The following is a 23,793-nucleotide window of genomic DNA, read 5'->3' on the forward strand; positions in this document are numbered from 1 at the left end:
CTCACATTGTTTTATACCTCAATTTCAGTAATGATTTCAGCAATACTGATCAATTCCGGTACTCGCGCCAATTGAATAGCTCCCCACGAACGCCACGTTCTGAATTCACTAGCTTTCTTTTATTCAAAAGCTTCAGAATTTGCTGACGGTCCCTGTGAATTAGCCGGCAATTTCCGCAGCACCGAAACGCTTCATCTGTCATGAAACGAGAACCGCATTACCGTTGTAGCATAGCCAGAAAGCCGGCTTATCGTTCAACATAGAACGATCTTATCATTTCCCTTATTTACTAATGTGCTATTTCCTTGGAAAACAGAAATTAAATTCCAGGCCTTCAAGCACCCTATCACTGTTGGGCAAACAACCAAACTGGCCAAAAGGACGACCGTTATCTTAGCCTTTACTAGATATTGGTGAATATAGTACCATACTCGTCCTATTTCGCAATCTGTGGCGGTAGGTCCACATGTGACCTTGAAAAGCAAAAGTCGACTTTCTACGATTTCTATCGTCTCCCTGGTAAGTGGCACTGTAAACACGTTTTTAGCTATTTTTAAAATTATCGTGGGGATTATTGGGAATTCACAAGCATTGGTTGCTGATGGGGCGCATTCTTTTTCAGATCTTCTAACGGACGGTCTCGTGTTCATTGCAGGGCATATGGGAGCTCAATCACCCGATAAAGAGCATCCCTATGGGCATCGGAGAATTGAAACTATTGGCTCCATTATTATTTCAGTCGCACTTGTTATTGTGGGATTTGGGATTGCTTTTGATATGTTCCAACATCTTATGCGCCACATCCATTCAGACAAACCTACTTTTTCAGTAATCATCGCTGCAATTATTTCAATAATCGCGAATGAAGGTCTTTTTCGTTATACCTTTGCGAAGAGCAATAAAATCCATTCTGATCTTTTACGCACTAACGCATGGCACAATCGTAGCGATGCCTTAGTTTCTTTAATTGTTTTGATCAGTGTCATTGGGGCTTATTTTGGTTTTTCTTATTTAGATTCCATTGGTGCTTTAATTATTGCGCTTCTGATTTTACGGATGAGTATCAAAATGATACGGAACAATGTCAAAGAATTAATTGATACCGCTGTTAATGATGAAACGCTAAAACTGATTTTTCATACTATTTCTGCTATTCCTGGTGTAGTCTCTATTCATCAATTACGAACACGTTACCATGGAGGTAATATTTTTGTAGATGTGCATATTCAGGTCGCCCCAGATATTAGTGTATCGGAAGGACATTATATTAGTGAGCAAGTACATGTTGCCCTTTTAAAGCATGTACCGCATATAACCGATGTGACGGTACACATTGATCCTGAAAACGATGCTACTTCTATGCCATCGGTGATGTTACCCAACCGAAAGGACATTTATCGATTACTTAAAATTCATTGGAAAGATTTACCAGGCTTCCAAGATATTCGTCGCACTATTTTGCATTATCTTAATGGTAAACTTTATGTAGAAATTTATTTGCCATTAACAGCAACAGAAATCGAAAAAGAAACCTTAGAATTACAATATCAAGATGCAATCCATCAAGAAAAAATTATCGAAAAAGTGATTATCTATTTTGAATAATGAAAAGTCGAAAAAACTTACTTATTTCGATGATATCGAAACGACGGATTTAAACAAATGGTTCGATCAGGTTATACAATTTACTGCTGTTCTCAGGGACAGGATCAACTTCAAATGAATTAGAACGCTACGAAATCAAAATTCGTCTTAATCCTAATATCATTCTGTTTCCTGCCACTATTATTCATGAGCCTCATCGATGTCGATCAGATGCTATTAGGGAAATCTGAAATTGAAGCTATGCAAGAAATTTACCAATTAATAGATAAATCTAACAAATTACGTTGGCTATAATATACCTAGTTTCAATGATGAATTTTTACGTTTTTCTTTTTCAAAAATTCATTAGCGCCTTATACGCATTGATTTATAATCAATGTAGTTAAAACAGTTTTAACTACTCTTTTCACTTAGCAGAAGGACCAGTCCATATGACATCGTTAACAAGTATCTTGTGTGGCACGAAAATATGATTGACGAAATCATATTGTGTTGCGATTTGTTGTTTTTACTGAAAACGGATATTAATGCTTGTTACACTCGCCTGTTTCTGTCTAATCAAAATTTTATTATTTTATTCTTACTTCGGAGAAGGACTTAGTTTAAGGTAGCTGTGACTCAGAACATTTTATTAAGTGCCTGTTGTTAGCTTGAAATAAAATCGATATATAAAAATCAATTTTTGTTTTGTTTAGATCGTGAGAAATTTTCACCGACGACACAGAAAATATCGTGAAAAATACTTATGTCATTTAAAAGAAAATTGAAAAATAACTCATTTCATTATGTTTCCAGCTTTTGAGCGTTATTTGAAATACTTTTCACCAGATAGGCAAGCAGCTCGCCAATAAAAAATAGTTACAGTAAAATCCTCATCTTTTTCAAAATATTTTTGATTATCATCAAAATTTTACTGACCAAAAAATTTCTTAAATTAAGTAAGTCAGATACCGCTCTATTATAGGATTAGTTTCAAAACTTCCTACAAAGAATTTTTTTAAACGTTTTTATTTGGTTCTGTCAACCGAAAAAGAAAAAATGGCCTCAGAGTTTCTAAGCACTATTTGTTAATAACAGGCTCTTTATCTGACTGGACGATATTATTTAGCTTATTTATTATCAAAATAAAACAAAAAACTTTTTTAATTGCTTAGAATGCTTCAAAGGAAATACAGAACATTTCCCCTTTAATTACTACAAATAATGTCGATTTACATGAGTGCTGCTACAAAAGAAATTGAGCAATTAAAAAAGAAGAAATTAGATTCAATATAAAAAAGCTTCTGGATGATCTTAACCTTTATTACTCTCGTAGGGATGATATATTATAACTCAGTGTGATAAAAGCTTATTATGAATGATTTAAAGGGCTAGCGCTGACCTAGCAATCAAGTGATTCTATTGTTATTTTTAAAATTCATTTCTTATTACTTAGTAATGTTCGCTTTGTGAATTTCCTTTTTGCAATTTTAATCCCGTTGTTTAAGCGAACATTACTAAGTAATAAGAAATGAATTTATACTTGTTGCATTTAAATATTTAAGGTGTTAAAAGCCACCCGGATATTACTTGTTTGATTATAGTAGCTAGAGAATTAGATTTCGGTAAGTTTTGCTTCGATAGCCCACAATGCTGTCAAATTAATATCTTAATGACTACCTTATCCTGTTTCGACTATTGCTGTAACAATAAAATTAAGGAAAGCTTAAATACAAATCTTCACAGGATGAGCTCTTAGTGCATATATTTCTGGTAATCGAGTATCATCAATTGATTTAAATATTTAACTTTTTGTCGCGAGAACAACGTGATAGAAAGGGAAATCCTTCCTCGCTCTAATGACCGCCGTTAATACAATCATCTTCTCGATTTACGAGCCACCGTTTCCAGCATGTAAGTGGGTTCAGCTTTTTCAGGCTGTAAAATATCACCTCGGATGAGTTTTTGATTCGCAATTAATGTCACGGAAGTCGCATCAGGATAAATATTAGAATGTGCTGCTCTAAAAGATACTTTTAGAAAATTCGCATAAATTTCCCAGGCATTTCCTACAGCTATCCAGTCATTACCAGAAAATGCAATCGCTGTAGGCTTACTCAATCGATCCCTAATTATCGCTTGCATGATTCCATATTCATCGGCTTGATAGCCACCCCAATAAATGGAATCCATGCGAGCATCCCAGCCTACTATAATGCGTTTGCTTTTTATTTTTCGATACGCTGACTGCGCCAATGCTTGCAAAGTGGAAATAGGAATCACTGGTCGGTCAATGCCATACGCGATCCCCTGCGCAATGCTCGTAGCAATGCGCACTCCCATAAAACTTCCTGGACCACAACCAAAAGCAACCGCATCCACTTCTTGCAACTGAATGCCGACCTCAATTAGCAACTCATCAATAAAAATTAAAATAATTTCGGAATGCCGCTGTGGAGTAATTGCAAATCGCCATTTAATATTACCGTTCAACCAAATCGCAGCTGAACAAGCAGTTGTAGCCGTTTCAACTGCTAGAATAATTGACATGTCTGACAGATGCTAACTGAGAAATTGTACGGATAGTAATAGTCACGTTGTTCAAAGGAATGCAACCAGCACTGGAAAGACTGCTGTAAGTAAATCCATGCTTCCATAACGGATTATAAGTTAATAATAATATGCCATCACTTTTGATGGTATTATATCGACTTGGATTGAGCATGAGCGTCAAACCATCGTAACAAGCTTGAAAATCAACCGGATATTTCCCTTCCCAACTCGTCAAACGAATATAACGACATTCACCACCACGCATTTTGAATTTTAACGATTTCAAGGGATAGGCTTGCAACAGAGGTGGCATGATCACAGTACCTTTATTTATCGCCACCTGAATATTAGGGCCGTTATAAATCGTTTTTGAAGGCGATAGTTGAATAATACCATGACAGGATGTACGAATTTTTTGTTGACGCTCTATTTGCCATTGTTGAGGAGACATACCTATCCGTTTTGGATCAACAGTACAGCTACCCAACAATAACGCGCTAAAAATGAACAGTATTTGTCGAAACATATCATCCCTTCCATGCTGAGAACTTAGCATAGGCCGCTTGTCATAAAAGGGCAAATGTATCTTCCATCTTCTTGTTGATGTGTTATCATCGATTTCATGAAAGTTAAATTCAATGAATTACCTTATTTTAAAGATGGAGCGGAATATTTTACGCATTTTGCACATTTGCCGTATGCAGTATTCCTGGATGGATGCCAGTCATTCGATCTACGAGAGCGCTATAGTATCATTACAGCCAATCCACACATACTAATCACTCCCACTGCTTCAGATATTTTCTCTGAAATACGGACTCATCTACACCATTTAAGATCATCGATACAAATTCCAACGGTATACCAATATTTACCTTTTAAAATCGGGGCTATTGGTTATTTTAGTTATGATCTCGCACGGCGTTATTTTCCCATAAAAACACAAACCATCGATGATATTGCACTTCCGCCGGTAGCTATTGGGATATATTATTGGAGCTTAATCATCGATCATCATGAAAAAAACTTGGGTTATTGCCTTAACCGACGAACAATTACAGTACGTCAACACCCAACTATCGGCTCCACCGATAGACGAATCATTCGAAATCCTCGATAATTTTCAATCGAACATGACGTTCCACGATTATGCAGTTGCTTTCCAGAAGATACAATATCACATCCGACAAGGGGATTGTTATCAAGTTAATCTTTGTCAACGTTTTAGCACTACTTATCGTGGATCGCCTTGGAAGGCATACCAATATTTACGTCAAATAAATCCCACACCTCTTTCTACTTATTTTAATCTCGACAATAACCAAGCGATTTTAAGTTTTTCACCGGAGCGATTTTTACGAATAAAAAATAATGATGTAGAAACTAAGCCTATTAAAGGCACAGCAGCTCGATTTGAAGATCTGATGGACGATGAACGCTCGGCAAAAAAATTGTTACACAGCGAAAAAGATAATGCCGAAAATTTAATGATTGTTGATTTGTTACGAAATGATTTAGGGAAATGTTGCAAGCCTGGAACTATTCACGTTCCAAAATTAGCTACACTAGAAAGCTTTCCTAATGTCCATCATTTAGTAAGCACGGTAATGGGTCAACTTCGTAATAATCAAGACGCCCTAGATGTATTGCGCCATTGCTTCCCTGGTGGTTCTATTACCGGAGCTCCAAAATTACGTGCTATGCAAATTATCGAAGCGCTCGAACTTCACCGCCGTTCCGTTTACTGTGGTAGCATCGGTTATATTGATATAGACGGCAACTTAGATTGTAATATCGCCATTCGTACATTCATTTGCGATAGAAATCAGATTCACTGCTATACGGGTGGCGGTATTGTAGCTGATTCCATCTTAAAAAATGAGTACGAGGAATCAAAAATGAAAGTCGAACGGTTAATTCATGCTATATTTGAAAAATTTAAAATGAAGTAAGGGAATTTTATGAATAGAAACCGTCGACCTTAATTTAATTTAGTAAAAACAATGCTGGACAACCCGCAGATCTCTCTTTGGAACGATTGTCGTTGTAGAATGATAAAAGAAAATGACCTAGAAAATGGATTGGGACACCTCTCAAATAACCCAAGCCGCACACAGAAAATTGTTGCTATTAAAAAACCTATAAATACTTAACTCCTATAAATACTTAACTATTGATGTCCGCATATAAAAAAGATGCGAAACGTCAAAGCTTCAAGATCCCCATCTTTACAAAAAAATTTGTAATCCACAACGGAGGTCTAATTACAACCCAGTATATGAAAAGGAATCTCTAGTTTTATTTAAAGTCTGTAAAAAAAAGACAATCCGGTCTCAGTCAGGCAAACGACCCGTGATACACTATCTATAAGCTCAATGCTACTAGAATTAAGAGACGTTTTTATTTTTCAAATTTAATTTTTGCTAAAGAACAAGAATAGCGCTGACTGAGGAGATGCAGAGACTATACTGTTTCTTTTTAGGATCACTGACACGACTTGAATGAGCTCCATTACAAGTAGAGATCAATGCAGACCTGTCAAATGTTCAGATCCTGCTTGTTCTAGTTTGATTGTTTCTGTAGAAAACAATTTTTACAGCTCCGAGAAAAATCGTTCTCCATTTATCCCATTATCGGTATTGTTAATATTTTGACTTACTTAGCTGGATAACAGTGATAGCATCGCATACACTCCTGTAAGTGACTTTTGTAGCACTTGTTTCCTTAGAAAATAAATATAGGTTTTCTTATTTTATTAATTAAGTTAAACATTATACACTCTGCAAAAATCTTCATTAATTAACCTTGAATACAACCAATGGTAATAGAAAGAAAATTCAGTCAAAAATCGACTTCCAGGCCTCCCTTGCCTCTCATAAAAACCACAACACATTCTGCAATCAAGAGTTTAAGTTTCATTTTTTAGATGATAAAGCTAAGGAGTCTTTTGTTACATTTAAAACAAACTAGATTCTCGATTATCTCTAGTAAGCATGTGTTTTCCTTGCCATAATAAAGCACATGCAGTTTCTCGATACTAAGGTCATCATCAATTCACTTAATGCTGACGCTATTTATACAGTCTCTCAACTCACTACCGAAGCGCGGGCACTTCTTGAAGGATGCTTTCAAACTGTTTGGATCACCGGAGAAATATCCAATTTGTCCTGCCCTAACTCTGGACATTTATATTTTTCCCTAAAAGATGAACGCACCCAGATACGATGTGCGTTTTTCCGTAATTATCATCGACAACTAAATTTTACTCCAGAAAATGGATATCGTGTTTTGCTACAAGCACAAGTGAGCTTATATGAAGCGCGAGGTGACTTTCAATTAATTGTAGTACAAATGCAGGCTGCCGGCAATGGTGCTTTGAAAATTGCTTTTGAAAAATTAAAGCAACAATTGGAAAAAGAGGGTTTATTCATCCATGAAAATAAAAAATCAATCCCCATGTTTTCTACAACTATTGGCCTTATTACTTCACCCTCAGGTGCTGCTATTCGCGATGTTTTAAAAGTGTTAAAACGACGGTTTCCTAGTATTGCTGTGATCATTTATCCCACTTTAGTGCAAGGCGAAAAAGCCGCTTTGCAAATCGTGAATGCCATTCAAATAGCTAATAGACGAAAAGAATGCGATGTACTTTTACTAGCGCGTGGCGGTGGCTCTATTGAAGATTTATGGCCATTTAATGAGGAAAGTGTAGCCCGTGCCATTTTTGATTGTGAAATTCCTGTTGTTACTGGAATCGGACATGAAATTGACTTCACTATTGCAGATTTTGTGGCCGATCATCGCGCAGCTACCCCTTCGGCTGCTGCGGAACGTGTGAGTCCGAATTGCATAGAATATTTACAGCATATCTATTCATTCCAGCGGCGTTTATCTTATTTAATGCATACACAGCTACGTCATTATCACATGCAACTGCGTCATTTAATGGTACAACTACAACGTCCAAACCAACAACTAGAAGCCTACAGACGCCGTATTGAAGCACTGGAACATCGCTTAATAATAGCAATGGATTATGCTCTAAGTCGCCAACAGCACCATCTAGAAACTAAAGCACAAGCGCTACAAACGATGAGTCCATTAATGACATTAAAACGAGGTTACGCCATCGTTACCTATCAGAACAAAATTATTCACAAAGCGACATCACTCAAATCGGGAGATTGTATTTCAGCACGCTTGGCAGAGGGAAGTATAGAATGCTGCGTAAAAGAAGTGCATAAAAGATAAGTTCCTCATTTCCGCAAAAGCAGGGAATGAAAGGCTAACGTTGGTCATACTTTCCGCTGGGGGAGTCTCTCGGAATGACGGATTGAATTGACTATGACTGTTACGATAAGTAATAGCAGGACTATTAACGCGTTTAGGCCAATCTTTTTATTATCGGGAGAGCATATTTTCATTGGTAGTCCCACTATTATTGGGCCTATCCATGTCTTGTGCTGTCATTACCATTTTGGCAGCTATTGTAAGGATTAAACCACTCTCAATGATATCGATGACATGCTAGTTTGGTAAAATAGTCCTTAGAAGAGGAATATTCACATTAATATCAGTTAGGTATTTACTTCATTAGATTTTGTATTAATCACATTAACTTAGGATTAGTAAAAAGAAGATGGTGTTGTTAGTCCTTCTGTTAAAGGCAATGTATAGGCGGCAGCCAGTATTTTTAGGATTAGGCGCTCTTTTAATCAGGCATCCTTGACCATCATCATCAAAAGCTAAAAGAATCCTTATTCACCTGCCTTCTTATACCTAAGTAAACCTTAATCTATGGTCTACCAATTATACTTTGTTAAAAATTTCAGGTGGTATCCATATTTTTTATTGTTATGGGAGTGTGGCTCACCGGTATTGTCCACTGGTATTTTCTATTTTTAACAAAAATAGAAAATACCTCGTCTTTTATCTCAATTTTTATAAGGATTTTGGTCTGTTTTTAATTTAATATGGACAGGGACGCCAATAAAGTTGAATGTTTTTCGAAAGTAACTGGAAAGATAGCGAGCATAAGACTGAGGTAGTAATTGAGTTTGTTTGCCGTGGATGACAATCGTTAGTGGATGACGGCCGCCTAAATGGGCATAGCGTAATCGGATACGACGACCTTTAACCAAAGGCGGTTGGTGTTCTAATACTGCTTTTTCTAACATTTGAGTTAACTGGGCAGTAGTGAATTCTTGTTGTATCGAGTAATAGGATTCCCGAACGGCCCAATAGAGTTTGCTAACACCGGTTCCCTGTAATGCCGAGATAAAATAACGGTGAACGAAATCAACGAAAGACATACGTCGCTCAATATCGTATTTTATCTGTGTACGTTCATCAGCTGATAAATTGTCCCATTTGTTCATTGCAATCACCAACGGTATACCGGCTTCTTCTATAATCAAATTTAATAATCGCAAATCTTGTTCACTAACACCTTCTTTAGCGTTTAAAACAAAAATAACCACATCAGCCTCGTGCATGGCTTTCATAGATTTCATAATTGAAAATTTTTCAACAAAATCTAGAATTTTGGCACGACGCTGAATGCCAGCAGTATCAATTAATGTGTAATTTTCTTTATCATGACGAAATGAAATATAAATACTATCACGTGTGGTTCCAGGTTGATCATAAACAATGACTCGTTCTTCATCCAATAGCCGATTAATCAAAGTAGATTTCCCAACATTAGGTCTACCAATCACGGCAATTTTAATATGTGGTTCTTTTTCAACTAATTCTGCTTTTCGAGGCAAATAATTTAAGGCCTGCGTCATTAATTGTTTAACCCCTCGGCCGCTTTTTGCTGAAATTACTTGTGGCTCACCATATCCTAATTGATAAAATTCTCCACTTGCTGCAATTATTTCATTGTGATCTGATTTATTAACTACTAAAATTACTTTTTTATTTTTTTTACGTAATCGTTCGGCTACAATTTCATCAGCGAGAACTAATCCTGTTTTAGAGTCCACTAAAAACAAAACGCAATTAGATTCGTCAATGGCTTGATCTACTTTTCTTTCTATCAGTGTGGTTATCCCTATGTTTTCAGCATTAACCAAACCACCCGTGTCTACCAGCGAAACTTTTTGAGAATCGATTGTAGCCTCTCCATACTGAAGATCTCGCGTAACACCCGGCACATTAGCAACTAATGCCGCACGGCCTCTAGTTAGATAATTAAATAATGTCGATTTGCCAACGTTGGGTCGCCCAACGATAGCGATGACTGGAAGCAGCATATCATCACCCTCGCATTTCTCGTCATCCTGAATGCCGGATTGAATTGGGAGCACCAGATAGAGACCGTCATCATATTAATAATTTTTATTTGCTCTTTATCGGAAAGATATTTGGTCATCTATGTTATTCTCTCACGTAAACAAGCAATTAACTCATCCACTCCTAGTCTTTTTTGTGGCAATTTTTCGCGCAAATGCTTTAATATCACTGTCTTTGTTTCTATTTCTTCATTACCAATGACGATCGCCCATTTAGCACCATTTTTATTTGCTCGCTTAAATTGGCTTTTAAAGCTGCCACCACTTAAGTGGGTTTCGATTGAACACATCGGCAACGCATCACGGAGAAGCTCAGAGATTGTAAAACACTCACAAGCTCCCCGTTCACTGTCAGTAATCAGGTAAATATCGCATTTCGCGATACACTCACGAATGGACCGCAATAATAACACTAATCGTTCCATGCCCACAGCAAAACCCACTGCAGGCATTGGCTTGCCACCCAGCTGTTGGATTAATGCATCATATCGTCCTCCAGCACACACCGTACTCTGAGTGCCGAGCTGATCCGTAACCCACTCAAAAACGGTATGAGTGTAATAATCCAATCCTCTCACCAGAGTAGGGTTGACAACATACTTTATTTTGGCACTATCTAGAATTTCCCGTAATTTATTAAAACGTTGGTGGGACTCATCATCCAGATAGTCTTGAAGTTTCGGTGATTCTGCAATAATGGTATGCATATGTGAGCTCTTGCTATCTAAAATCCGCAGAGGATTTATTTCCAGGCGTCGCCGACTGTCTTCATCAAACTCAGTGATTCGCGACTGCAAATAAGTGACCAATTTTTCACGATATCGCTTACGCGATTTACAGCTACCTAACGTATTTAATTCCAACACCACGAATTTATCCAAACCTAATGATTTCCATAAGCGAAAACACATTAAAATCAGTTCTGCATCAACGAGCGCGCTCGAAATCCCATAAGCTTCAACACCTAATTGATAAAACTGACGGTAACGACCTTTTTGAGGGCGCTCATGACGAAACATGGGTCCCATGTACCACAACCGCTGGATCTGATTGTAAAACAAGCTATGTTGGATACCTGCTCTGACACATCCTGCCGTTCCCTCTGGTCGCAAAGTGAGGCTATCACCATTACGGTCAAGAAAAGTGTACATTTCCTTTTCAACAATATCGGTTGATGTACCGATAGTGCGTTTGAATAGAGCTGTCTGCTCAACGATAGGAAACCGAATCTCTCGATATCCATAAGAGTCAACAAGCGAGCGACAAGTACCTTCAAGAAAGGACCAATATGGAGTTTCTGCAGGTAAGAGATCATTCATTCCGCGAATAGCGCGAATCATTTTTGTCAATGATAACTCCTGAAAAATTGTTATTCACTACAAGGATTCCTCCTGAGGAAGGCAAAGAGTAGAATTTAACGACAAACTCTCTTCAGGTTGTGAGATTACTGCATGAATCTGGCCGATAATACGTTTTTTGCCTTGCCACCAAATACCTACAAATACCACTAAAGCTAGTAAAATTATCATGGTAATCCAACGAATAGCTTTCGAACTAATCATTCGTGTTGATCGCGCAATGACTGGAACCGCTCGATGTCTTACTGGTTTTTCTTCCTGAGCCTTTATTTTCTCAAATTCTGCTCCTAATGCCAAAGCGTCAAATGCAGCTATGACCTCATCTGGTGAAATATCTACGCAACGCGCATAAGCACGTAAATAACCTCGTACGTAAATTAAAGCAGCAACGTTGGAATAATCATCTTTTTCCAGTTCTTTCACCCGCTGAAAACTTAAACGTATTTGTTTTGCTATTTCAGTTTGACTTAACTTTTTCGCTTCTCTCGCTTCCTGCAAAAGAACGCCCGGCGTTTTGATTCGGTTGTCGAGTCGAGAACTGATTTCCATATCGATCACATTTTCTTCCGTCATAAGCGGCTTTCCTGTTAGTGATGGTTATTTCTTCTTATTATTATAACTAACTTAGCACCTGTCTAAAAGATATCCTCATCTTTAATATTAGACAAAAATGAATTATACGCACCATTACTACATTACCTACAATCGATGAAGAATAAAATTTAAAGCCCGTCATTCTCCTAAAGTGGTGATCTATGAATATGAGTAACGATAACTCTCGGTCATATTATTTATTGTGGCTACCCATTAGCCGATATCGTTGCCGTTTTCGCTGCCTTACGGCGCTGGAAAAATGAGTTTTAACTTTATCAGAGTTGTGTGATTTAGCTTGCTCACATACCATAGTACGCTGATATAGCGATAAGAATTTGACCAATTTTCCTTGATTATCACACTATTTATCCGTAATATCCGTCTGATGCGAAAATGGATATTTAATACAACCATTGCGCTACTAGCTTTTTGTCTTATTGGCGTTAATATCATCGCAATGCCGACCTCTCTAGGCAGAACGTGGCATATCAACCGTCTCTTTTCTCCTAATCAGCAGAATCTTTGGACAACAATCAGCCAACAGTTTGTACTCGCAGAGCAATACACGAATAATTATTATGTACGTAAACAAATCCGGTGGTTCCGACAGCAACAATACTATCTTTCTGAGCTGACCAAAAACGCGCAACCTTACATTTATTACGTTTTTCAGCAAACAAAGAAACGGGGCATCCCACCCGAGATTGCGCTTTTACCAATGATTGAAAGCAATTACAATCCTTTTCTTTATTCAAAACGCGGTGCTACCGGTCTTTGGCAGTTAATGCCTGGAACAGCGACCGGGTTTAGTCTTCTTATTAATTGGTGGTACGACGGTCGTCGTGATGTCGTTGCATCGACTAACGCTGCATTGAATTATCTCGAGTATCTGCACGATTATTTCCATAGCTGGCTTTTAGCGATCGCTGCCTACGATGCGGGAGAAGGAACCGTAGCAGCTGCTATTCGTTGCAATCGTCGTCATGGGTATCCTACGGACTTTTGGTCGCTACCTTTACCTTACGAGACTCGGGAATATGTACCTAAATTATTAGCTTTAGCTAATGTAATTAAAAATCACCAAGGTTATAACTTGCAATTAAACCCTGTTGAAAACGGGCCCTTCTTCACTATGGTAACCTTAAAAACACAAATGGATTTTAAAAAATTAGTCAAATTATCGGATTCTACATTAAATCTCATTCGTAAATTAAATCCCGGTTTTCGCCGCTCAAGCACTCTGCCTCATTGCACGTATAATTTCTTGGTGCCACTAGATAAAGCAGATCATTTAGAGCAAGGCCTTGCAGAATTGGAAACTAGTCTTACTGCAGAGAAATGGGCGTATCATCGCGTACATGCTGGTGATTCATTAAGTATTTTAGCCAACCGTTATCACACCAGTGTTGCAGAAATTCGTCGTATGAATAAATTAAAAAGTGATATGATTGGGATTGGAGAAAATTTATCAGTTCCAGAAGCAGAAGCAACTCCTTACATATCTGTTGAGAGTCGTTGTGTTTCTGAAGATAATATTCCTGGACCAAAGCGAGTGGTGCACGTCGTCAAAAACCACGAAACTATTGATGGGATTGCGCATCATTATCATGTGATGCCACAGCAAATTTACTTTTGGAATAATAATAAACATAAAAATTTGTGTGTGGGTGAAGAATTGATTATTTGGCAGACGACCTTTAAACATCTTCCGCTCTATCATCACGTTAGGTGGGGCGAATCGCTGTCAACGATTGCCCGTCATTATAGGACCACGGTTTATAAATTACGTCGATTAAATCATATTTCAGGAAACACAATTCGAGTTGGTCAACGTTTAGGCATAAGTGGACCTTAACGGGTGGATGCTACACAATCCATATTTAAAAGAGAAAATATTATGACACCTCGAATTTTAAATGGATATGCTTGTGCAAACAAAGTCAAAGCGCATGTTAAAGAAGTCATTCGTTTACGGCATGAAAAAGGGTTATCGTTACCTGGACTTTCTGTTATCTTAGTGGGTGATAATCCTGCTTCGGTCACGTATGTTTCTCACAAAGAACAGGCTTGTCAAGCAGTTGGCATCCGCTCAACTGTTCACCGCATGCCAAAAACTGTCACAGAGTCAGATTTAACCGAAAAAATTGATGAATGCAACGAAGATCTAAATACGCATGGAATTTTATTGCAATTACCTTTGCCTAACCACATTGATTCCACTCATTTGTTCGAACGCATTTCTCCTAAGAAAGATGTTGATGGCTTTCACCCTTACAATCTCGGCCGCCTGATGCAGCGCCGTCCAGCTTTGCGTCCTTGTACTCCTCACGGTATTATGACGTTATTAAAAGAGACTCGAGAAACAATTTCCGGGAGGCATGCCGTTGTGGTAGGCGCTTCTAACATTGTGGGACGACCGATGGCAATAGAATTATTGTTAGCTAAATGCACAGTAACTGTCTGTCATCGTTTTACAGAAGATCTAGCAAGGCATGTCAATAGCGCTGACCTTTTAATTGTCGCTATTGGGAAGCCAGGAATTATTCAAAGTAAGTGGATTAAACAAGGAACTATTGTGATTGATGTTGGTTTTAGCTGGTTAGGTCCGGATAAAATTGTTGGAGATATTCATTTTGAGACTGCTAAAAAAAGCATCGTGGATCACCCCGGTCCCCGGAGGGGTTGGCCCAATGACAGTAGCTATTTTATTAGAAAATACGCTTCAGGCGGTCAACTATTTAAGTAAAAAAGTTTCGATTTAGAGTATAGCGAAAAACCATCAAAATTACGGTATGGGCAAGCCCTTCGTTTTCAAAAGGTTTTTTTAATAGAAAAACATAACCACCCGACCCGCGCCGCGGGTGGATTAATAGGATTAACTCTATCAGGTATTCATGGGGTTGCTATTGATAAGTAACACACTATTAATGGAACTCGTTGGGTTATTAATTTTAATTGTTTCTGCAACATTGATTGATGTGGTATTGTGCTCATGCGCTTTTGTAATGCAGAGACATGTTCCATTCAGAAAGGAAAAAAGAGTCGTTTCCTATTTCATCTCGAATAACCAACTTACAGATAAACTACATCCAATGGCTTACTTCAGCGTCTACCAAGCATGGTTAGAACTTGGGATCCTACAAGTTGTCACTATTACAATTAGCCATTAATACCATGTGTCCACTGATATACTTTAAATGAAAAGGATTATTCCTTTACTGAAAAGGATTTATTTTTTAACTCTGGATGCATAAATAAAATTGATTGAAATAGTTCGAATTAAAGAAAATTACCTGTTTTTATAGATTATTAATTAATAAGTTACGTAAAATTAGAAACTTTTTGAAAATGTCTTTATAAAATACACTCCAATTTTATTCTCATCTAGTTTTAAGTCTATTTCGAAAACTTCGAGCTAAGAAGCATTTCCAAGAGTTATATAAGCTAAAGATTATACAGTGGCAATAAAATTTGAGTCTTTTCATGAATATAAAAAAGGGGGAATTCCCCTTTTTTATTACAATACTATTACAATACTGTAATTGACTACATCAAAAATTTGTAACCTAGTCCAATAGTGAATAGATGCATAACGGGCACAGTGGAGAAGCGGCTATAAGACGCGCCTCGGTAACCTGGTACAAAGTTGTACTGTGCGTTCACAGAGCAGTTTGGCGTGAAGCAATATTGAACACCAGCTGCAAACAATGGATTCCAGAAGTTTGAGCGAGAAGTAACATTGAATGGAGGTTTCAATGTTGGTAATGCTGCACTACTTTGATTATAGGCATAAGCGACTCCCAATTTGCCGAAGACATAGGTATTGATATAAACAGGAGCCATCCCTTTGAATGCACCATAAGCTATTCCGCTTTTCACGTTGTACGTTCCTGGAGCTAATGACGATATTTTGATATTGGTGGTAAATTTCAACTTAGGCAGATAATACCAGCCACCTTCAACAGCGAGATACTGGTTAAATTGATAACCTAAATCACCACCAAAAGTAAAGCCACCGTTGCCTCGGGAAGCGCTTCCTAAAACAGCCGTTTGCTTCGCAAAACCCACAATGGTGGACGCATCTTTTAGCCATGAATGATAGGCGTAACCCAAATTACCTTCAGCGTAAATACCAGCATAACTGGGAGTAGGTACATAATCAGAACCACCAGCTAATATAGCGGAAGCGACACCGACGCTAGCAATACCAGCAGTAGCAAGTGTTACTATTTTTTTTACCGACATTTAAATTCCCCTAAATGTTGTGTTACTAAATTATAGAGCAGATAATTCTAATAGCAATCTTTCCATTAATGCAACACTTAAATAATATTTAGTAAAGATTGCCAGTTCCAAGGACTCACATTCTACCTAACTTAGATTAGATAATCCAGCTGGTTTTGTAAATTATTTTGAACTAAGAAGCAACTTAAGCGATATTCTTACACATCCCAATATATTTCTGCCCTTTTCAACCAACGAGTTAGCAAGCGATCAATGATATGAGGGTAATGCTGTAATATCAAATTAGACATTTTTTGAACAGATGGAAGCAGGTGAATATCTCGTGCCATGTCTGCAATCCGAAAGCGAAATAAGCCCGCTTGACGCGTGCCAAACAATTCTCCAGCACCTCGTAATTCAAGATCTTTTTGTGCTATAAAAAAACCGTCCTGTGAATCCCGTAATAGAGATAAGCGATTTCGCGCATTATTAGACAAAGGTCCTTGATACAATAAAATACAATAGCCTTTATCTTCTCCGCGCCCGATGCGACCTCTCAGCTGATGCATTTGCGCTAAACCTAAACGTTCAGCATTTTCTATTATCATTAAATTGGCGTTCGGCACATCGACACCCACTTCAATCACCGTAGTTGCCACAAGTAAATCAATCTTCCCTACTTTAAATGCAGCCATCACTGCTTCTTGCTCATTTTTGTTTAATCGTCTGTGAATTAGACCAATTTTTAAATTTGTTAGTAACTTTTGACAACTTTTATAGATTGCTTCGGCCGTTTTGCATTGCAAAGTTTCTGATTCTTTAATTAAAATACACACCCAGTAAGCCTGCTTGCCCTGTTCACAAATTTTTTAATCCCTTCGATAACCTTCTCGCGGCGTGTGTTTGATATTATTGCTGTCGTAATCGGTTTTCGGCCTATCGGTAATTCATCAATAATTGAAACATCTAAATCAGCATACGCCGTCATCGCTAAGGTTCGTGGAATAGGTGTTGCGGTCATGATTAATTGATGCGGATGATCGTTTTTTGTTAAACCTTTTTCTTTCAGCGCTAATCGTTGATGCACACCAAAACGATGTTGTTCATCAATTATAACTAACGCTAAATTTCGAAAAATTACAGCTTCCTGAAAGAGTGCATGTGTGCCAACCACAACTTGATATTCGCCACTCGTTATTTTTCGCAAGGTTTCCTCACGCACCGCGTTATTTAAACTCCCTGTTAATAATCCTACATTGATTCCCAATGGTTCAAGCCATTTCTGAAAAGCTCGATAATGCTGCTCAGCTAATAATTCGGTAGGTGCCATAATGACGCTTTGGTAACTATTTTCCACCGCTTTTATTGCTGACATTGCTGCTACAACAGTTTTTCCTGACCCCACATCACCTTGCACTAAACGCAACATAGGATTCGGCATAGATAGGTCTCTATTGATTTCTTCAATGACGTGTTGTTGTGCGGTAGTTAATTGAAAAGGCAAAGCCTCACGTAATTTTGCTTGCCAATTAATTTTTGATTCCAAAATGGGTGCGCAATGAGTTTTTGTTCGTAATCGCAATCTTTGTAAGCCCGCTTGTTGCGCTAATAATTCCTCAAACGCTAAGCGTTGCTGTGCGGGATGTTTTCTTGATTGTAATAAACTAATCGGCCCCCTTGAGGCGGGCGATGTACGTAAACTAACGCTTCCGCTATCGTAGGTAATTGAAAAGATTTCCGCAACGGTTCAGGTAACAATTCTTCAATACTATCAGTTTTTTTTAGATATTCTAATGCTTGTGCCATTAAATAACGCCATTGTGTTTGTCGTAGTCCCCTTGTTGTTGGATAAACGGGAGTCAAACAGTCTTCCAAAACTAACGATGCTCTTTCGTCCATTATTCGATATTCAGGATGTCCCATTTCCAAACGCCCTTGATAATTTTTCCGTACGCTACCAAAACAACGCAACATTAGACCAACTTTTGTTAATTGTTCTTTTTGTTTTAAATTAAAATGGTAAAACCGCAAAAGAAGTGAACCTGTGCCATCACTGATACGGCAGATCAAATTACGTCGCCTCATGTAAATTACACTGGCCCGTTGTATTTTTCCCTCAATAACTACTTGATTTCCACGACGTACATCTGCAATGGGAGTTAAACGCGTACGATCCTGATAATGCAAGGGTAAATGAAATAATAAATCCTGAATAGTACGAATATTGAAATTGGCCAGTAATTCCTGAGTGTCCGGTCCAACTCGTTTAAGAGTAGTAACAGAAATAGAATCAACTTTATCGCCTTTCAATCATTCATCCAATACCATTATGGCGTCAATTTCAATTAAGGAATTTTTAGGAAGCTGTTTAACGCTAACTACTGATCTGGCCGGATATGGTTCTTCATAATAGTTTTTCATTACTTCATTGACCACCGAAAAATTTTCAATATTGGTTAAATAAATAGTGAGTTTTACGATCTGAGCGAGATTACCACCAGCTGCTTTGGCTATTGCGGACATATTTTTAAAAATACGATGAACATGATTTTTGAAATCATCATGCACTATCTCCATGGTCTCTGGATCTAGTGGAATTTGTCCAGAAAAATAAATAGTATTACCGGCTTTAACAGCTTGTGAGTATATACCAACAGCTCGTGGTGCTTTATTTGTACTAATAATTTGTTTCACAACATGCCCTATTTTATTAATTAAAACGACGCATAATTTTTACTATCTGTTTTACTTGACGTAAACGACGCAATACCATCGCCAGATGTACACGATCACGAACGGTGATGCGAAACATGACAATATAATGTAGTCCTTCACGCTCTTCTACCGTGATATCCTCGATGTTAGCATCTGCTTCTGCCATTGCTAATGTCAATATAGCTAAAGTGCCACGTTCATTGACAAGCTGAACACGGACTGACGTTGGAAATTCACCATTTGCTTGTTCGGACCATCGGAGCGACATAAATCGATCAGGATAGCGGCGCAATTTTGTGATAGAAAGACAACGCTCAGTATGCACTAAAATTCCACGCCCTACATCAATAACACCTATAATTGGATCACCTGGTATAGGATAGCAGCAGGTTGCAAAATTGATAACTATCCCTTCCGTGCCTTTAATAATTAAAGGCATTTCAGTAGGCAGGCGGATTTTAGTTTCTGCTTCAGTTTCTTCAGTCACTGCTGCGATACGCTGTGCTACTAAAACCGCCATGCGATTTCCTAAACCAATTTCCTCTAACAAATCATCAAAGGATTTCAAATGTGTTTCCTTTAAAGTGAAATCAATAATCCATTGTGATAATTTTTTTAATGAAATAGAATGATCGGCTAGTACTTTTTTCAATAATTGTTTCCCTAACGCAATGGATTCCGACCGGCGCTGTGTTTTTAAAAATTGACGAATGCTACTCCTCGCTTTGCTGGTTATAACAAAATCCAGCCACGCGGGATTAGGGCGACCACCGGAAGTAGTAATTATTTCAATGGCTTGTCCGTTTCCTAACGGTGTTGATAAAGGAGCTAAATGTCGATCAATTTTAACGGCAACACAATTATTACCTACATCGGTATGAACCGCATAAGCAAAATCAACGGCAGTGGCACTAGCGGGTAATTCCATAATATCGCCTTTTGGGGTAAATACATAAACTTCATCAGGAAACAAACCCACTTTAACGTTTTCAATAAATTCCAGCGGATTTACCGTATCTTCCTGTAATTCTAATAAACTTTTCACCCAGGCTTCGGCTCGCAATTGCGATTCAGAAAGTGATGTATTCGTCGTTTTATAAAGCCAATGAGCAGCAATGCCTGTAGTTGCTGTACGATCCATTTCTGCCGTACGAATTTGCACTTCAATTGGAAATCCATAAGGGCCAAATAAGGTGGTATGCAAGGATTGATAAGCATTGGCTTTTGGGATAGCAATATAGTCTTTAAAACGTTCGGGAATCGGTTTAAATAATCCGTGAATAATGCCTAATGCACGGTAACACGAATCCAGATTATCGACAATAATTCGAAAAGCATAGACATCCATAATTTCATTGAACGGGATATGTTTATTTCGCATTTTTCGATAAATGCTAAATAAATGTTTCCCACGTCCAGTAATAGTATACGAAGGTAAATTGCTCTGACTTAAAACGTCGTGTAAATTTTTTCAATCAACGCCAATATTTTTTTCTATTACCCCGCGTGTGTCGAACAGCATCTTTTAACACACAATAACGCATCGGATAAAGAGCAGAAAAACCTAATTCTTCTAACTCAACGGATACCTCACGCATACCTAAACGCTTTGCGATCGGCGCAAAAATACCCAGTGTTTCTCTGGCAATACGACGTTGTTTTTGAGAATGCAATGAGCCTAAAGTTCTCATATTATGCAGCCGGTCTGCCAATTTGACGATGATCACGCGTATATCGCGTGCCATGGCCATTACCATTTTTCGAAAATTCTCAGCCTGAGCTTCAGCTCGACTGACAAATTCAATTTGAGTTAATTTACTAACACCATCCACTAATTCTGCCACTTCATCTCCGAATTTTTCGGAGATCGCTTTTTTCAAGAAGCGTATCTTCAATGACATCATGCAGCAAAGCTGCAACGATCATTTGATCATCCATTTTCATATCCGCCAATATGCACGCGACTGCAACTGGATGGCTAATATAAGGTTCACCGGTCACTCGTCGTTGACCACGGTGAGCGTCGGCAGCCATTAGGAAAGCCTGATGAATCCTCTCTACCCGTTCACTGTTTAGATAATCGAGCTTGCGACGCAATTTTTTGAAAAGGCGCAATTGATTTATACTCCTCCAGTTACCGATAACTAATAACGCGGATCTCAAATGAAGTCACTCAATCATTACAAAACATCATCCCCAGCCATTGCTAACTATCGCTATCTTACCTGCGACTTATTTGATAGCAGGATCGAAAAAAATAAATTAAGCCCATTAGTTAATTCCTTCATCACCTTTAAAGTAAAAGAGGTTACGCCGAAGGGCAAGCAGAGAAATCAGTGAGAAGCATAGTTTCTCGCCCAGACAAGACATCCCTGCTATTTTCCTACCTACTGAATACCAGACGAAAGTTCATTGTAAAGAGAAGAAAGGAACTTTACAAAGAGGGCATGATTAACAGAATGGATCGTCGAATCATATTTTTTCTTGGCTTGAATAGATATCTAGTCAAGCCAAGGGAAGACGAATAGTCTAAGTCTGCACGCTATATCTTCTTACGAACTAGCCAGATTACTCGCTAGTGGAAAGGCTGTTTTACGCTTAACAATCTCTTCCAGTTCGGTTTTATTTCCTTCTTCTTGCGTGACATCATAACCAGCAGCAATTTCGCGGAGTGCGATAACTGTGGGTTTATCGTTATTTATAGGAACCATAGATTCTACAGCACCCAGTTCTAAAAGATGCGCGCGTTTTGCTGCTTTCAGCACTAAATCAAAACGATTTTCAAGATATCCAAGACAATCTTCGACAGTTACACGTGCCATGGGCCCCTCTTTTAGCTAATTCAATAAGTCAATTTAACCTCACCTAAATTTAGCTTAACTACAAGTCCAGTTAAATATCGCTTTTCACTGAAGCTCGCCGCTAAAATGCGGATGACGGCTTTAATTAAGCAATATTACTGTTTTTCCAACAACTCTTCCAGAAGAGGAGCCAGTTTCTCCTCTTGTACTCCTAACTGTAACCGCTCGGCACTGATGATATGGAGCAAATTTTGAAGTGCCTGATCAAAATTGTCATTGACAACAATATAATCGAATTCAGTATAGCGCGCCATTTCTTGGCGCGCTAACGCAAGCCGTCGGTTGACGACAGATCCCTCATCCTGACGACGCTTAATCAGTCGCTCTTGCAGCGCCTTTGCTGAAGGTGGCAAGATAAAAATCAAAAGTGCTGGCGGAAATAATCGACGAACTTGTTGTGCCCCTTGCCAATCGATTTCCAACAAAACATCTTCGCCGGTTTTCAATTGCTGAAAGACCCAATCTTTTGCTGTACCATAGTGGTGGCCGTACACAGTAGCATATTCAAGAAAGGCGCCCTCCTTTATCATTGTTTGAAAACAGGTCTCATTAACAAAAAAATAATCAACACCTTCCCTATCACAAAGTCGCATCGGGCGAGTAGTGTGAGAAATAGATATTTTAATTTCTTTTAATTTACTGACAAGCGCGCGCACCAAACTCGTTTTACCAGCCCCAGAAGGAGCAGAAATGACAAATAAATTTGCTTTATGACTCTTATTCAATGTTTTGTATCTGCTCCCTCATTTGCTCAATCTGCACTTTTAATTCAACCACAGATTCTGAAACATCAATATCCAATAATTTACTACCTAATGTATTCACCTCACGATTTAATTCCTGCATCAAAAAATCTAATCTTCGTCCTACTACGCCCCCGTCATTTAAAATACGTCTTATTTCTGCAAGATGTGCTTCTAGTCGTTGCAACTCTTCAGCCACATCTATTTTTTGTATTATCCAAAGCATTTCTTGTTCCAAACGACTTTTATCCAAATTAAGCGAGAGTTTTTTAAAACTCGTCATTATTTTTTCATGTGCTAATTGCATCAACATAGGTATTCGCTTTTGGATAAAAACAAGCTGTTTTTTCATGACATGTAAACGATCTTCAATAAATGTCTGAAGACCCCTGCCTTCCCGAGAGCGCATATTTACACAATCAATTAACGTCTTTTCCAGCAAAGCTGAAATTGCTTCATTCATCTCATTCACCTGTGCTTCTTTCGTTTGCAAGACACCTGGATAGGATAATATATCCATCACATCAATCGTTGCTCCTGGAAAGAATGTAATAACCATTTCACTTACTTTTGCTAATCTCTCAGTTAATGGCTGATTGACCGTAATTTCAAAGAGCGCACGCTGTCCGGGCTGAAATCGCAAAACTGCTTCAACTTTTCCACGATTCAAATACTTTTGTATCATTCCCCGCGAAGACTGTTCAAAATCACGAAAAAAATCCGGCAATCCTAGGCTAATTTCAAGATAACGGTGATTAACCGTCCGAATTTCCCACGTTAATATTCCCCATTCTGCTTCCTGAGAGCTTCTGACGAAAGCAGTCATACTTGTAATCATATATGTCACCCTACATTACAAATC

At 38.2% G+C, this 23,793-nt stretch carries 18 protein-coding genes and 3 pseudogenes; 7 read left to right on the forward strand and 14 right to left on the reverse strand.

The window, feature by feature from the left end; translation table 11 throughout:
• Positions 1 to 450: 450 nt before the first annotated feature.
• Positions 451 to 1,605, forward strand: coding sequence for a cation diffusion facilitator family transporter (locus LG660_RS01770; RefSeq protein WP_258267638.1), 1,155 nt, complete (start codon positions 451 to 453; stop codon positions 1,603 to 1,605).
• 1,857 nt (positions 1,606 to 3,462) lie between these two features.
• On the opposite strand, the gene tsaB is transcribed toward LG660_RS01770, so the two are convergent.
• Positions 3,463 to 4,134 carry a tRNA (adenosine(37)-N6)-threonylcarbamoyltransferase complex dimerization subunit type 1 TsaB gene (tsaB, locus tag LG660_RS01775; RefSeq protein WP_258267639.1) on the reverse strand — a complete coding sequence of 224 codons (672 nt, stop codon included), beginning with the start codon at positions 4,132 to 4,134 and terminating at the stop codon, positions 3,463 to 3,465.
• On the reverse strand, positions 4,112 to 4,663 hold the full coding sequence (locus LG660_RS01780; protein ID WP_258267640.1) for a hypothetical protein: 552 nt from the start codon (positions 4,661 to 4,663) through the stop codon (positions 4,112 to 4,114). The genes tsaB and LG660_RS01780 overlap by 23 nt, the downstream gene beginning before the upstream one ends.
• A gap of 96 nt (positions 4,664 to 4,759) precedes the next feature.
• On the opposite strand from LG660_RS01780, the gene LG660_RS01785 reads away from it, so the two are divergent.
• From LG660_RS01785 to xseA, 3 genes are all read left to right on the forward strand, one after another.
• Positions 4,760 to 5,257: a hypothetical protein gene (locus LG660_RS01785; protein ID WP_258267641.1), complete on the forward strand. Its 498-nt coding sequence runs from the start codon at positions 4,760 to 4,762 to the stop codon at positions 5,255 to 5,257.
• Positions 5,154 to 6,089, forward strand: coding sequence for an aminodeoxychorismate synthase component I (gene pabB / locus LG660_RS01790; protein WP_258267642.1), 936 nt, complete (start codon positions 5,154 to 5,156; stop codon positions 6,087 to 6,089). The genes LG660_RS01785 and pabB overlap by 104 nt, the downstream gene beginning before the upstream one ends.
• Before the next feature lie 1,069 nt (positions 6,090 to 7,158).
• Complete coding sequence (gene xseA, locus LG660_RS01795) at positions 7,159 to 8,388, forward strand: exodeoxyribonuclease VII large subunit (RefSeq protein WP_258267643.1); 1,230 nt, start codon at positions 7,159 to 7,161, stop codon at positions 8,386 to 8,388.
• Positions 8,389 to 9,071: 683 nt separating this feature from the next.
• On the opposite strand, the gene der is transcribed toward xseA, so the two are convergent.
• The 3 genes from der to LG660_RS01810 form a co-directional block, all read right to left on the reverse strand.
• On the reverse strand, positions 9,072 to 10,394 hold the full coding sequence (gene der / locus LG660_RS01800; protein WP_258267712.1) for a ribosome biogenesis GTPase Der: 1,323 nt from the start codon (positions 10,392 to 10,394) through the stop codon (positions 9,072 to 9,074).
• A gap of 122 nt (positions 10,395 to 10,516) precedes the next feature.
• Positions 10,517 to 11,785 carry a histidine--tRNA ligase gene (gene hisS, locus LG660_RS01805; RefSeq protein ID WP_258267644.1) on the reverse strand — a complete coding sequence of 423 codons (1,269 nt, stop codon included), beginning with the start codon at positions 11,783 to 11,785 and terminating at the stop codon, positions 10,517 to 10,519.
• Between the two features lie 27 nt (positions 11,786 to 11,812).
• On the reverse strand, positions 11,813 to 12,367 hold the full coding sequence (locus LG660_RS01810; protein ID WP_258267645.1) for a helix-turn-helix domain-containing protein: 555 nt from the start codon (positions 12,365 to 12,367) through the stop codon (positions 11,813 to 11,815).
• Between the two features lie 219 nt (positions 12,368 to 12,586).
• Here LG660_RS01810 and LG660_RS01815 point away from each other — a divergent pair.
• The 3 genes and pseudogenes from LG660_RS01815 to folD all read left to right on the forward strand — a co-directional run.
• Positions 12,587 to 12,658 (forward strand): annotated as a pseudogene (locus tag LG660_RS01815) (hypothetical protein); the annotation flags it as partial.
• Between the two features lie 115 nt (positions 12,659 to 12,773).
• Positions 12,774 to 14,243, forward strand: coding sequence for a lytic transglycosylase (locus tag LG660_RS01820; RefSeq protein ID WP_258267494.1), 1,470 nt, complete (start codon positions 12,774 to 12,776; stop codon positions 14,241 to 14,243).
• Between the two features lie 42 nt (positions 14,244 to 14,285).
• Positions 14,286 to 15,150, forward strand: a pseudogene (folD, locus tag LG660_RS01825) (bifunctional methylenetetrahydrofolate dehydrogenase/methenyltetrahydrofolate cyclohydrolase FolD).
• A gap of 784 nt (positions 15,151 to 15,934) precedes the next feature.
• Here folD and LG660_RS01830 read toward each other — a convergent pair.
• The 9 genes and pseudogenes from LG660_RS01830 to LG660_RS01870 all read right to left on the reverse strand — a co-directional run bounded on the left by LG660_RS01830 (position 15,935) and on the right by LG660_RS01870 (position 23,769).
• On the reverse strand, positions 15,935 to 16,633 hold the full coding sequence (locus LG660_RS01830; protein ID WP_258267646.1) for an outer membrane beta-barrel protein: 699 nt from the start codon (positions 16,631 to 16,633) through the stop codon (positions 15,935 to 15,937).
• Between the two features lie 197 nt (positions 16,634 to 16,830).
• Positions 16,831 to 17,418, reverse strand: coding sequence for a helicase-related protein (locus LG660_RS01835; protein WP_258267647.1), 588 nt, complete (start codon positions 17,416 to 17,418; stop codon positions 16,831 to 16,833).
• 17 nt (positions 17,419 to 17,435) lie between these two features.
• Positions 17,436 to 18,158, reverse strand: coding sequence for a DEAD/DEAH box helicase (locus LG660_RS01840; RefSeq protein WP_258267648.1), 723 nt, complete (start codon positions 18,156 to 18,158; stop codon positions 17,436 to 17,438).
• A 77-nt stretch (positions 18,159 to 18,235) separates the two neighbouring features.
• The gene (locus tag LG660_RS01845) at positions 18,236 to 18,922 is read right to left on the reverse strand and encodes an ATP-dependent DNA helicase RecG (RefSeq protein WP_258267649.1); all 687 of its coding nucleotides are present in this window, start codon (positions 18,920 to 18,922) and stop codon (positions 18,236 to 18,238) included.
• The gene (locus LG660_RS01850) at positions 18,923 to 19,306 is read right to left on the reverse strand and encodes a RidA family protein (protein WP_373566695.1); all 384 of its coding nucleotides are present in this window, start codon (positions 19,304 to 19,306) and stop codon (positions 18,923 to 18,925) included. It lies immediately after the preceding gene.
• A 16-nt stretch (positions 19,307 to 19,322) separates the two neighbouring features.
• Positions 19,323 to 21,442, reverse strand: a pseudogene (locus LG660_RS01855) (RelA/SpoT family protein).
• Positions 21,443 to 21,879: 437 nt separating this feature from the next.
• Complete coding sequence (gene rpoZ / locus LG660_RS01860) at positions 21,880 to 22,149, reverse strand: DNA-directed RNA polymerase subunit omega (protein WP_258267650.1); 270 nt, start codon at positions 22,147 to 22,149, stop codon at positions 21,880 to 21,882.
• 134 nt (positions 22,150 to 22,283) lie between these two features.
• A complete protein-coding gene (gene gmk, locus LG660_RS01865) occupies positions 22,284 to 22,913 on the reverse strand; it encodes a guanylate kinase (RefSeq protein ID WP_258267651.1) in 630 nt (209 codons plus the stop codon).
• Positions 22,906 to 23,769, reverse strand: a complete 864-nt coding sequence (locus LG660_RS01870) for a YicC/YloC family endoribonuclease (protein ID WP_258267652.1) — start codon at positions 23,767 to 23,769, stop codon at positions 22,906 to 22,908. Before LG660_RS01870 ends, gmk begins: the two co-directional genes overlap by 8 nt.
• Positions 23,770 to 23,793 lie beyond the last annotated feature (24 nt).

This window comes from Coxiella-like endosymbiont (assembly GCF_024730665.1).
Lineage (GTDB): Bacteria > Pseudomonadota > Gammaproteobacteria > Coxiellales > Coxiellaceae > Coxiella.